Genomic DNA, 12,469 nt, shown 5'->3' with positions numbered 1-12,469 from the left:
TTATCGTACTATTTCATTAAGAAAGTAAATTTATCAATATTTTTAAGTGCTATACCTGTTCCACGAACAACAGCTCTTAAAGGATCATCAGCCAAGAAAACTGGTAAACCTGTTTTTTTAGAAATACGTTGATCTAAACCTCTCAACATAGCACCACCACCGGCCATATAAATACCTGTGTTGTAAATATCTGCTGCTAATTCTGGCGGAGTTTGAGATAACGTTTCCATAACACCATCTTCAATACGCAAAATAGATTTGTCTAATGCACGTGCAATTTCGCGGTAGTTTACAGTAATTTCTTTTGGTTTTCCTGTAATCAAATCACGTCCTTGTACTGGCATATCTTCTGGTGCGTGCTCTAATTCTTCTACAGCTGCTCCAACTTCTATTTTAACGCGCTCTGCAGTGCGTTCTCCAATATATAAATTATGATGTGTTCTTAAGTAATATGCAATATCATTTGTAAATACGTCACCTGCAATTTTCACAGATTTATCACAAACAATACCACCTAAAGCAACAACTGCAATTTCTGTTGTTCCTCCACCTATATCGATAATCATGTTACCTTTAGGTTGTGTAATATCAATTCCTACTCCAATTGCAGCCGCCATTGGTTCGTAAATTAAACGAACATCTTTGGCATTTACACGAGCACAAGAATCTTTAACTGCACGTTTTTCTACTTCTGTAATTCCTGATGGGATACAAATAACCATACGTAATGATGGCGAAAATAATTTCCCTTGAATTCCGGGAATCATTTTAATGAATTCAGTTAACATGAATTCTGAAGCTTCAAAATCTGCAATTACACCATCTTTTAATGGTCGAATTGTTTTTATATCGTCATGCGTTTTACCTTGCATGTGTTTTGCTTGTTCTCCAACAGCAATAACTTTATTTGTTCTTCTATGTATAGCGACGATTGACGGACTATCTACAACCACCTTATTATTGTGTATAATTAAGGTATTCGCAGTCCCCAAGTCAATCGCAATTTCTTGCGTGAAAAAATCAAATAATCCCATCGTTGATTATGTCTCAGTATTATTAAAAAAAATGAATGTACAAAAGTAAGATAAATTTAGATGATTATAAAAGTTATATTAACAATAATCAACTAAATTTTTTACTAAAGTAGTAAGTTTTTAATAATAAAAAAGGGTTAAAATTTTTTTAACCCTTTTTTATGATTTTTACTGAATTTCTATATCGTACGGCATTCTTAGTTGCACGCCTTTTTGTTGATTTATAAGTTTGATTTCTTTGTAAATTTTAACACCATCTGAACCTAGTTCTTGTGCCAATTTCATTTCTACGTTTTTACCTTGTAATTTATCCATCATTTCTTCAAAAGAATCTTTTCGTTTTGGATAATTTTCTGTTGAATATTTATCGATTTTTGCTAAACGTGCTGCTTCTTTTATCGCAACATCTAAACTTCCAAAATCATCAATCAATCCAATTTGTTTTGCTTTAGTTCCAGACCAAACACGTCCTTCTCCAATTTTATCAACTTGCTCAAAACTTAATTTTCTGTTTTTAGCTACATGATTTACAAAACGACTATAAATCATCACAACCGATTTTTGCATTGTACTTTCTGCCGTTGCTGATAAAGGCGTAGTTAATGATTTTAATTGATCTGCATTGGCATTTGTTTTAACACCGTCAAAATTTAATCCTACGTTATTGAATAATTTTTGCGCGTTAGGAATCATTCCGAAAACACCAATAGAACCTGTAATTGTATTAGGTTGTGCATAAATCTTGTCCGAAACTTGCGCAATATAATAACCTCCCGAAGCGGCTACATCACCAAAAGAAACGACAATCGGCATTTTTGTTTTAAGCTGAGCAAGTTCAAATAAAATTTCATCCGAAGCATTTGCACTTCCTCCTGGCGAATTTACACGTAAAACCAATGCTTTTATTTTATCATTTTCTCCAATTTTACGAATTGCTTCTACGTATGTTTTTGATTGTATTCCATCAAATCCATCTCCTTCTGTTATTGTTCCAGATGCATATAAAACTGCAATTTTATCTTTTTCAGATTTTTCTGATAATGTGCTGTAATAATCTTCAATTTTAATAGTATGCTTATCTAAAACTTCAAAATCTGTTTTTGATTTATCTGCTGTTAATTCTAGTTTTTTGAATAACATTTGTTGATATTCATTTTCTTGTGCTACAACATCATATATTTTATGCTCTTTCCCTACTTCTGGTATAAAAGAATACAAACTATCCGTAATTAAATTAAATTGTTCTGGAGAAATTTTTCGTGATTTAGAAATTGTTCCAGCAACATTTCCCCAAACATCTCCTAATAATTCAGTTAATTGCAAACGATTTTCATCCGACATATTTGTTCTAAAATAAGGCTCAACCGCACTTTTAAACTGTCCGTGACGAATTACTTGAAAATCTACACCATATTTATCTCCTGCATTTTTATAAAACATAATATTAGAGCTTAAACCTTGAATTAAAGTTCCGCCTAATGGATTTTGGTAGATTTGATCCGCAACCGAATTTAAATAATATGACAATTGACTACCCGAATTTGAATAAGCGTAAACAAATTTTCCTGATTTCTTAAAATCTTCCAAAGCATTTCTGATATCTGTTGCTTGCGTCGCTCCACCAGAAAACTTATCTAATTTTAAACTAATTCCCTTGATATTCTCATCATTTTTCGCTTCTTCTATTGAACGAATAATGTCCGAAAGAAAAATTTCTGGTTCTTCTGACATATCAAATAATGAAACCGAACGATCCATTTCGCTTTCCATAATTGGTTCTTCTAACGAAATTTCTAAAACCGATCCACTTTTCACACTCTTTGAGGGTGAAGAAAGTGCTGAAACAAATATTAAAACGATGATAATTCCAAAAAATACACCAATCGTTAATAGGTTTCCTATAATTGTAGAGAATACTCTCCCTAAAAAGTTCTTCATTTCTAAAATATTATTACTTTTGCCAGATATGTCGACAAATACTATCATTTTGTTACTAGGTACAAACCTAGGAAATAAATTTAACAATTTAGAAAGTGCCAAAAACCATATTAAAAATGAGATTGGAGAGATAAAAAAAGAATCTAACTTACTAGAAAACAAAGCAGAAGGATTTACAACAGAAAATTTATTTTTAAATCAAAAAATTGAAATAATTTCTCAACTTTCTCCTTTTGAAGTTCTTAAAAAAGTAAAAGATATTGAAATTATGATGGGAAGAATGTATTCTCAACCATTAGAAAACGAATTATATGTTGATCGACTTATAGACATTGACATCTTGTACTTTAATAGTATAATAATTGATTCTAATCGTTTAAAAATACCACATCCTCAAAATTACTCTCGAAGCTTTATTAAAAGTTTATATTTTTATTAAAATATTAATTATTAATTTGTTAGTTTTGTAAAATATTAATTATGCTTTATATTCGTTATAAAAATAATTTTAACCTATGAAAAAACTTTTATATTTATTAATTCTTGGGTCACTCACGACTGTGTCTGCCCAGAACTCGTACGATGAAAAACCTTTTAACAACAGTAAAAAAGAATTCAATGATTGGTCTATCTCAGCTTTTGCAGGGACTAGTTTAATTCAAAACTCTGATCTTTCATCATGGTGGGGTGGATATATGACACCTGGTTATGACTTTCAATTCCAGGTAAATAAACAAATTAGTCATGCATTTGGATTAAGTTTACAATACCAAATGGGTAAAACTAGACAAAAAGGTACTATATATGACAATACACCCTGGGGAAATGCATACCAAGGTAAAACTCATGGAAAAACAGAATATACTGGTATATCTGCTTTAGTAGATATTAACGCTTCTAATTTATTAAGAAGAGTTGACAATAAAACTGAATTTAAATGGGCTATGCATTTATATGCAGGTGCAGGTATCTTAGGTTATAAAGCTTACAGAAATCATTATTACGGATCTAACAATGATTACTCATTAGTTACTGACCAAAAACTAGCTGATAAATCTGTTTTTGCTCAGGTAGGAGCAGGAGTACGCTATAAATTAAATGATAAATTTGATTTAGAATTTAAAGGAATGTATGTAATGTCTGGTGACGAAGAGTTTGATGGCTCGGGAAAACCAGAGATTGGTTATTGGACTGCTGCTGATGCAGAAGAAGGTCGTGATGACAATATGCTTACTTTTTCTTTAGGAGTACATTATAAAATTGGAAAACATAAAGAAGCTTTACAATGGAACTCTCCATTAAATAGACCTACTGTTGTTCCTCCAACTCCTTTTGAATGTATTGATGCTGATAAAGATGGTGTTTGTGACCAATGGGATAAATGTCTTGATACACCAGAAGGAATTCGTGTAGACGGTTCTGGATGTTCATTAGATTCTGATGGTGATGGTGTTCCAGATTCTGAAGATAAATGTCCTACAATTCCTGGTCCTCCAACAAATGGTGGTTGTCCTGAGAAATTAGTAAGAATTTCTGGTGAAGATGTTGCAACAAGAATTAATGCGTATTTAGAAGGTATTGAATTTGACTACAACTCTGATCGTATTAGGGAGCAATCTTACGATAAATTAAATCATGCTGCTGAAGTTTTATTAGCAAATCCTGATTTCAAATTCGTAGTAGAAGGTCATACTGATGCTGCTGGTGGTGTAGATTATAACCAAAAACTATCTGATAGACGTGCTGCTTCTGTTGTTCGTTATTTAGCTAACAAAGGTGTTGACACTACAAAACTATCATCTATTGGTAAAGGTAAATCTGATTTAAAATGGCCAGAATGTAATCCTGTTACAAACTGTCCAGCTTGGAAAAACTTAGAAAATAGACGTGTTGTATTTAAAGAAATTAAATAATTTCATTTCATATAAAACAAAAAAGTCGGTTAATATAACCGACTTTTTTTATGCTTAAATTTAAAAAAATAATTATAAAATTACTATTTGATTTTGGTGAGATGAAGTTTTATATAAAAAATACTTCAACATATTTTTAATCTCATCTGTCTCTTCAATTGGAATTAAAATATGATTAATCATTTCCAATGTTTTTATTTGATGATGATATTCAAAATAACCATATCCTTTAAATTGATTGTCTTCTATTAAATAAAAAGATTTTTCAATGCCTTTTCTTCCTTTATCAAGAATTAAAAAAGTTGGTGCTGGATATTCTGTTGTTTTAATAAAATCTTCGATTCGTTGATTATAAACTTCTTTGGCTTCTTCTTTTATACAAGCACCATTACATTCGTTTACCTTATATTGAAAACAAGATTCTTCCGATTTAATTCCTGCATTTACCTGCAAGCAAAGTTGATAATCGTGTAAAATCTTTTCTAAAACCTCTTTCGCTCTTTCCTTCGTTTTAAATTTAAGAACTGGTTCAACTTTTCTTAATTTACCAATTTCTAATCGCGAATAACCTCTTTTCGATTCCAAATAATAAAGTCCATAAGGATACACTTTATTCTCAACCAATCTATTATTATACATAGGTTGATTTTTAAGCACTTCATTATTTTCTTTAATTGCTGCTAAAAAACCACTTCCTGTTTCTTCAAACTTTATTGATCGCGTATAACGTTTTAACTTATTTGCTTTTAACGTTTTTGAAGTAAAAATATGATTAATAGTTTGCGCAATATTATTGCTCCTACTAATATAAATAAGTTGTTTTCGACTATTATACAAGTAAAAAACACCTACCGAATTGGGTAAATTATCTAATAATTTTTGGTATTTAGAATGGGTTTTCTTTGGCTGTTGTAAACCTGTTTTCTTCGAAATTATTTTCTCTGTGTCTTTATCCAATAACATTTTAAATAAAGAAACAGTTGCTCTCGCATCTCCAGAAGCGCGATGTCTATCTGTAACTATAATTCCCAAAGATTCGCACAACTTACCTAAAGAATATGATGGTAAATTTGGAATTAACTTTTCACTATATTCAAACGTATCAATCCATTCTTTCTCAAAATTGTAACCTAATCGTTCAAACTCTTGGCGCAACATTCTATAATCAAACATTACATTATGTCCAACCAAAATACAATCATCTGTTATTTCTACAATTCGCTTTGCTATTTCGTGAAATTTAGGTGCAGTTCGCACCATTTTGTCGGTAATATGAGTTAATTTCTGAACGTAATAATCTATCTTTCTTTCTGGGTTAACCAACGAAATAAACTGATCTACAATTTCTTTTCCATCATATTTGTAAACAGCAATTTCTATAACTGATTCCTCTCCTACTTTTCCGCCAGTCGCCTCTATGTCTAAAATTGCGTACACTTGCCTTATTTTTTTCCTTTTAAAACGTTCATTAAAATCTTCATTCCCCAATCAATCAACTTACGCGTTGCCGTACGGCTAACGTCCCGAACCATTTTATTATCCGTCCAATCTTGCTCTCTTGGTGCTGATCGAGAAGAAGTTGTTCTACTTACAGGTTTCTCTATATTTTTTTGTTGCTCTAATTCTTGCGACAAAATTTCATTTGCCGTTTGTCTATCAATATTCTGATCGTATTTTTTAACTAAAGATGAATTTGAAACGATTGAATTAATCTCTTCATTTGTCAAAACGTCCATTCGCGAATTTGGCGCACGCATATACGTGTATGCCAATGGAGTCGGGATTCCTTTTTCATCTAAAGCCGTCACAAAAGCTTCTCCAATACCTAATTGCGTAATTACTTCATCCGCTTTATAATATGTTGTTGTCGGATAATTTTCGATTGCTTTTGTAATTTCTTTACGATCTTTTGCTGTAAAACCCCTTAATGCATGCTGAATTTTAAGCCCTAATTGACTCAAAACCGCATCTGGAACATCGCCCGGAACTTGGGTTACAAAATATAAACCAACTCCCTTAGAACGAATTAATTTTACCATTGTTTCAATTTGACTTAACAAAGCTTTTGTTGCTTCCTTAAAAATCAAATGGGCTTCATCAATAAAAATAACCAACTTTGGTTTATCCGAATCTCCAGCTTCGGGAAATTCAGAATAAATTTTATTCAATAAACTCAACATAAAAGTTGAAAATAAATTGGGTTGATTTTGTATATCAACCAAACGAATAATATTTACAATTCCTTTTCCGTCTTCTATTTTCAATAAATCTTGTACATCAAAACTTGGTTCTCCAAAAAATTTAGATGCACCTTGTTGTTCTAATCCTACAATTTTTCTTAGAATTGCACCTAAAGAAGCTGGCGCAATTGTACCATAATTAGAGTTTAATTCTTCTTTACCAACGGCAGAATCTGTAACATACTGCAATACGCGGCGAATATCTTCTAAATCTATTAATGGTAATTTTTTGTCTTCGCAGTATTTAAAAATAATTGAAATGATACTTTCTTGTGTTTCATTCAATTCTAATATTTTACTAAATAATATTGGTCCAAAATCTTCTACAGTCGCACGTAATCTTACGCCTGGTTCTCCAGAAATAGACAATAATTCAACAGGTGAAGCTTGTGGGTCGAATGGCAAATTTAATGCACTCATACGATCTACTGCATTTTTATCCGAAGCATTTGCCGCAGCTCCAATTCCAGATAAATCACCTTTTATATCCATTAATAATGTCGGAACACTTTTTAATGAAAGTTGCTCGGCAATAATTTGTAATGATTTTGTTTTTCCTGTTCCTGTAGCTCCACCAATTAATCCGTGTCGATTCATAGTTTTTAATGCGATCGCTATTTCCACTTCTTCTACTATTTCGCCTTCAAACTTAGCTTTTCCTAAAACAATTTTGTCGTTTTTGTACGAATAGCGCGATTGCATTTCTTGAATAAAACTATCTTTTTGACTCATTTTCTAATTGGATTAATAAAATAAATATAATAATTATTATTCAGAAATCTTATACTTTACGCTAACTGGATAATGATCTGAGAATTTTTTTCGAATAACTTTTCCTTCTACAGGTTTAAAGTGTTTTGAATGAAATAAATAATCGATACGAATCGGGAATTTAAATCCATGAAAAGTTGTTGCATTTCCTTTTCCAACTGCTATAAAAGAGTCGTATAAATAATCATTTAAATATTGATATTCGTAAGATGCTGGAGTCGAATTTAAATCTGTTCCTAAAATTACAGGATAACGCGATTTACTGATAAAAGGTTTTATTGCATCTAATTGTTTTTGATGTTTTTGCATTCCTTTTACCAATTTCAGCTCCACTTTTCTACTCGAAATTTCTGCTTGTTGCGTATTATCAGACTCAATAATATCTTTTACCAATGCTTTGTCGATGTACATTGGCTCTAAATAAACATTTATTACGCGAATTGTATCATTTCCTAAATCAATATCAGCATAAGCAGCTTCACCGTTAAGTTCTGAATCTTCTACTTTTATTTCGTTAGTTTCGATGATTGGATATTTGCTGTAAAACGTCAACAAATCATAAAACTCAACATAATAATCTTTAAAATCGTTGTTTTTTAATCTTTTTTGCTGACCTTCTCTTGCTTCTTGCAAAAGCATAATATCAGCTTTATTATCAATCAATAATTCTTTTGTTCCTTCTTCTTTAAAACCATGTACATTATACGTCAAAACAGATAAATCTGAAGTTGTATCTTTTACTTTATTGAACTGAAACAATGGATAAGACAGATAAATAGGATAAATTAATCCTGCTGTAAGAACTAAAATCACAAAAAAATGACGCCAACTAAAAAATAGCCAATATGCTAGAAATAGCAATAAAATGACAAAAATAATTGGAAAACCAATCGAAATAAAGTTTAAATACGGAATTTCTGACGGTGTAAAAACTTGATTTAAATACACACAATAAGCCACCAATAGTACAACAATGTTAACTATTAGTACTAAGCGATTAAAATAATTTAGCTTAAACTTACTGTAAATACTCATTTTATCTTCCTTCTTTAAATAGAAAATCTTTCTCTTCTTTAGACAAGCTTTCGTAACCCGAACGCGAGATTTTATCTAAAATTGTATCAATCTTTTTCTGTTTTTCAACTTTAAGATGATTAAAATCGTAGTCATCTCTCGGAACACTTTGATTGTTAGTTGATGATGTGTTTTTATAGGTTTTAAAAGTCGATTTTTCTCTTTTCTTAAATAATCCTTCAATCTGAAAAATAAATTTACCTAAAAAATCATTTCCTTTTTCAAATTGTTTCATATAAAGATAACCAAATAAAGCGCCGCCCAAATGCGAAATACTTCCGCCAGCATTTTGATCACTAATAATATTGTAAACATCAAAAGCTATAAAAACATAGCCAACGTACAACAAAGGAAACGCCGAAGGTATAAACATCAAACGAACTGGCATTTTAGGATTGTAAGCAATCAACGCAAAAAACACTGCATAAACAGCCGCCGATGCGCCAACCAATAAATGTGAATAATTAAATATATTTTGAAAAAGTAGAAAGAAAATTCCTCCAAAAATTCCTCCAAAAAAATAAAACGTATAAAAATTTCGGTTCTGAAATTGTTGCAAAAACATTTGTCCTACAAAGTACAATAAAACCATATTCATTAACAAATGAAAAAGGCTACCATGCAACCACGAATACGTGATTATTTGCCATGGTTTATAAAGTAATTCTTGTGTAGACGAAAGTGCAAATAAATCTGCCGTTGTAATGGGAGATTTAAGTAAATTTCTTAAAACAAAATCTATAATTAATAAAGTAAAAAACACAACAACATTGATATAAATCAATTTTGTTGCGCTATTTCCTTTTGTATATTTTAATTTTAATTCATCTAAAACATTGTTCACCATAGGGCTAATTTCTTCTATATAAATTTTTCTTCCAACTTTTGGCTAATAAAAACCCGATTAATCCTCCACCTAAATGTGCAAAATGTGCAACGTTATTCCACGAATAATTTTGAACGCCCATAAACAACTCAACACCAATCATAATTGGAATAAAATATTTTGCTTTGATTGGAACTGGAAAAAATATCAACGCCAATTTTGCATCAGGAAATAAAACAGCAAATGCAACCAGCAAACCATAAATGGCTCCAGAAGCACCAACCATTGGTGTTCTATAAAAATTAATTAAATCAATAACTTCTTGCGTCGATCTAAAATTTTCGGGCAAATTATACAATGCTCCGTGTACATTTAATTTCGAATAAGTGTATATTTCATCTAACGAAAATCCTTGCGCTACAATTGCTTCTTTTAATGGTTGAATCTGAAAATAATTCGCCAAATTAAACAATATAAAACCTCCAAAACCAGCTAAGAAATACATAATAAGAAATTTCTTCGGTCCAAAAGTTTGTTCTACAGCAGAACCAAACATCCACAAAGCAAACATATTAAACAAAATATGCGAAATATTTGGATAGCTTGCATGCATAAACATGTGCGTCAAGATTTCCCAAATTTTAAAGTTTGGAGATTCTGGATAATATGCACCTAAAAAAACACTTAAATCAATATCTTCTATTTGAAACACAATTGTTGCAAAATAAAAAAGCACATTTATAATGATTAAATTCTTTGTAATTGGCGGTAATGATGGTCCCATAGGTTACGTATTATTGTAATATTTTTTTAATTTCCGATGTATTCATTTGTACAAAAATTGATCGCCCATACGGCGTATAATTTGGATTTGGTAGCTTTAGCAATTCTTCTACCAAAGTTTGCATTTGCTCTGTTTTTAATCCAACACCTTTTTTTACAGCCGCATTTTTTGCTAAAATCTTCGCAAATGTTTTGTCTAATTCTACCGAATCTTGGTAATCCAATTCTTCAATAAAATCCATAAAAACAGCCACTACATCCTCTTGTTGTACTTCTACTGGAATCGCGTTTATCTGAATAACTTCCTCATCTAACGAAATATCAAAACCAAAACTTAACAATTGATGTTCTACATTTACTAACTTTTGACGATCATTTGGAGACAATTCTAACTCAATCGGAAAAAGCATTTGTTGTACCAATGCACTTCCGTTATTAGAACGAATAAATTTCTCAAACAATATTTTTTGATGCGCTCTGTGTTGATCTATAATTAACAATTCTCCACGAAATTCTACAATCAAAAATTGATTCATCCATTGAATAACATCAAAATTTTCTGGCTGAATTTCTTCAGATTCAAACAACTGATGCGCATGATTATTTTCTATTTCTAACTCAACTGCATCATTATAAAAATCAAAATTTGCTTTTATATCAGATGGTTTTGGTGAGCGAGATTGATGATGTTCAAACGGATTAAAACTAGAATCTACCGTAATTTCTGGCATTTTAATTTCCGTTTCATTAGTTGCAGACGGTATAAATGCCCAGTTTGGATCTTGTTCAAAATCTAACGAAGGAATCACATTAAATTGTCCCAAAGCATGTTTTACAGCTGCACGTAAAATTGTAAAAATTAACGCTTCGTCCTCAAACTTAATCTCAGTTTTAGTTGGATGAATGTTAATATCTATTTTGGACGGATCTATTTCTAAATATAAAAAATAAGACGGACTATAACCCGCAGGCAATAAACTGTCAAACGCATCGGCAATTGCATTGTGCAAATAACCACTTCTAATAAAACGATTATTAACAAAGAAAAACTGTTCGCCGCGCGATTTTTTGGCTGCTTCTGGTTTTCCAACAAATCCATTTACTTTTACAATTTCGGTATCCTCGTCCACAGAAATAATTTGAGAACTTAGTTTTTTACCAAAAATTTGTGCAATACGTTGTTTAAGATTTCCTGCTTTTAAATGATAAATCTCGGCATCATTATGGTGCAAATAAAAACTAATGTTTTCGTGCGCCATTGCTACACGTTGAAATTCATCTTGAATATGACGAAATTCGACTTGATTTGATTTTAAGAAATTTCGGCGGGCAGGAACATTATAAAAAAGATTTTTAACAGAAATAGATGTTCCGACAGCTGTTACAACAGGATCTTGATTGCGAACTTCTCCACCTTCTATCACCAATTGCGAACCAACCTCATCGGTCTCTTTTCTCGTTTTCGTTTCCACTTGCGCAACTGCGGCAATAGAAGCCAAAGCCTCTCCACGAAAACCTTTTGTATGTATATTGTAAATATCTTCTGTTGTTCTAATTTTAGAAGTTGCATGACGCTCAAATGCCATTCGGGCATCTGTCACACTCATTCCAGAACCATTATCAATCACCTGAATTAAACTTCTTCCGGCATCTTTTACAATGATTTGAATAGAAGTTGCACCAGAATCTACCGCATTTTCAATCAACTCTTTTATAACAGAAGCTGGTCGCTGAACCACTTCTCCTGCTGCAATTTGATTGGCTACGTGATCTGGCAGTAACTGGATAATATCACTCATTTTTTTGTCTAAATTGGATTTAATTTTGGTTGATTTTAAAAATCAAACTTTACAAATATACAAAGAAATCTCCCTTTTTACCCTAACTTGA

Annotated in this window: 10 protein-coding genes; 2 read left to right on the top strand and 8 right to left on the bottom strand. The window is 31.4% G+C overall.

Annotated elements, in window-relative coordinates; all coding sequences use genetic code 11:
• Positions 1 to 8 precede the first annotated feature (8 nt).
• Both BM072_RS02425 and sppA read right to left on the bottom strand, forming a co-directional pair.
• On the bottom strand, positions 9 to 1,034 hold the full coding sequence (locus BM072_RS02425; RefSeq protein WP_092906206.1) for a rod shape-determining protein: 1,026 nt from the start codon (positions 1,032 to 1,034) through the stop codon (positions 9 to 11).
• A gap of 168 nt (positions 1,035 to 1,202) precedes the next feature.
• Complete coding sequence (sppA, locus tag BM072_RS02420) at positions 1,203 to 2,972, bottom strand: signal peptide peptidase SppA (RefSeq protein WP_092906204.1); 1,770 nt, start codon at positions 2,970 to 2,972, stop codon at positions 1,203 to 1,205.
• On the opposite strand from sppA, the gene folK reads away from it, so the two are divergent.
• Both folK and BM072_RS02410 read left to right on the top strand, forming a co-directional pair.
• A complete protein-coding gene (folK, locus tag BM072_RS02415) occupies positions 2,893 to 3,411 on the top strand; it encodes a 2-amino-4-hydroxy-6-hydroxymethyldihydropteridine diphosphokinase (protein ID WP_092906202.1) in 519 nt (172 codons plus the stop codon). The genes sppA and folK overlap by 80 nt on opposite strands.
• 76 nt (positions 3,412 to 3,487) lie before the next feature.
• A complete protein-coding gene (locus BM072_RS02410; RefSeq protein WP_092906200.1) occupies positions 3,488 to 4,885 on the top strand; it encodes an OmpA family protein in 1,398 nt (465 codons plus the stop codon).
• A gap of 72 nt (positions 4,886 to 4,957) precedes the next feature.
• Here BM072_RS02410 and BM072_RS02405 read toward each other — a convergent pair whose 3' ends face one another.
• Genes BM072_RS02405 through mutL form a run of 6 tightly spaced genes read right to left on the bottom strand, consistent with a single transcriptional unit; the run spans position 4,958 to position 12,378 of the window.
• The gene (locus BM072_RS02405) at positions 4,958 to 6,322 is read right to left on the bottom strand and encodes an exonuclease domain-containing protein (RefSeq protein ID WP_092906464.1); all 1,365 of its coding nucleotides are present in this window, start codon (positions 6,320 to 6,322) and stop codon (positions 4,958 to 4,960) included.
• Positions 6,323 to 6,327: 5 nt separating this feature from the next.
• Complete coding sequence (locus BM072_RS02400) at positions 6,328 to 7,857, bottom strand: helicase HerA-like domain-containing protein (protein WP_092906198.1); 1,530 nt, start codon at positions 7,855 to 7,857, stop codon at positions 6,328 to 6,330.
• Between the two features lie 36 nt (positions 7,858 to 7,893).
• Positions 7,894 to 8,931 (bottom strand): endonuclease/exonuclease/phosphatase family protein, encoded by a 1,038-nt coding sequence (locus BM072_RS02395; RefSeq protein WP_245752029.1) that lies wholly within the window; start codon positions 8,929 to 8,931, stop codon positions 7,894 to 7,896.
• A 1-nt stretch (position 8,932) separates the two neighbouring features.
• Positions 8,933 to 9,817, bottom strand: coding sequence for a rhomboid family intramembrane serine protease (locus BM072_RS02390; RefSeq protein WP_092906194.1), 885 nt, complete (start codon positions 9,815 to 9,817; stop codon positions 8,933 to 8,935).
• Between the two features lie 4 nt (positions 9,818 to 9,821).
• Positions 9,822 to 10,580 carry a rhomboid family intramembrane serine protease gene (locus BM072_RS02385; protein WP_092906192.1) on the bottom strand — a complete coding sequence of 253 codons (759 nt, stop codon included), beginning with the start codon at positions 10,578 to 10,580 and terminating at the stop codon, positions 9,822 to 9,824.
• A 10-nt stretch (positions 10,581 to 10,590) separates the two neighbouring features.
• On the bottom strand, positions 10,591 to 12,378 hold the full coding sequence (mutL, locus tag BM072_RS02380; RefSeq protein WP_092906190.1) for a DNA mismatch repair endonuclease MutL: 1,788 nt from the start codon (positions 12,376 to 12,378) through the stop codon (positions 10,591 to 10,593).
• Between the last annotated feature and the right edge of the window lie 91 nt (positions 12,379 to 12,469).

This window comes from Algoriella xinjiangensis, assembly GCF_900115015.1.
In the GTDB taxonomy this organism is placed as follows: domain Bacteria; phylum Bacteroidota; class Bacteroidia; order Flavobacteriales; family Weeksellaceae; genus Empedobacter; species Empedobacter xinjiangensis.
This window is presented reverse-complemented; position numbering and strand designations above follow the sequence as displayed.

What these genes read in the sequence shown, in the direction of transcription:
- BM072_RS02425 (WP_092906206.1), bottom strand. Translation starts at nt 1,034, where the DNA reads ATGGGATTATTTGATTTTTTCACGCAAGAAATTGCGATTGACTTGGGG.
- folK (WP_092906202.1), top strand. Translation starts at nt 2,893, where the DNA reads ATGATAATTCCAAAAAATACACCAATCGTTAATAGGTTTCCTATAATT.
- sppA (WP_092906204.1), bottom strand. Translation starts at nt 2,972, where the DNA reads ATGAAGAACTTTTTAGGGAGAGTATTCTCTACAATTATAGGAAACCTA.
- BM072_RS02410 (WP_092906200.1), top strand. Translation starts at nt 3,488, where the DNA reads ATGAAAAAACTTTTATATTTATTAATTCTTGGGTCACTCACGACTGTG.
- BM072_RS02400 (WP_092906198.1), bottom strand. Translation starts at nt 7,857, where the DNA reads ATGAGTCAAAAAGATAGTTTTATTCAAGAAATGCAATCGCGCTATTCG.
- BM072_RS02395 (WP_245752029.1), bottom strand. Translation starts at nt 8,931, where the DNA reads ATGAGTATTTACAGTAAGTTTAAGCTAAATTATTTTAATCGCTTAGTA.
- BM072_RS02390 (WP_092906194.1), bottom strand. Translation starts at nt 9,817, where the DNA reads ATGGTGAACAATGTTTTAGATGAATTAAAATTAAAATATACAAAAGGA.
- BM072_RS02385 (WP_092906192.1), bottom strand. Translation starts at nt 10,580, where the DNA reads ATGGGACCATCATTACCGCCAATTACAAAGAATTTAATCATTATAAAT.
- mutL (WP_092906190.1), bottom strand. Translation starts at nt 12,378, where the DNA reads ATGAGTGATATTATCCAGTTACTGCCAGATCACGTAGCCAATCAAATT.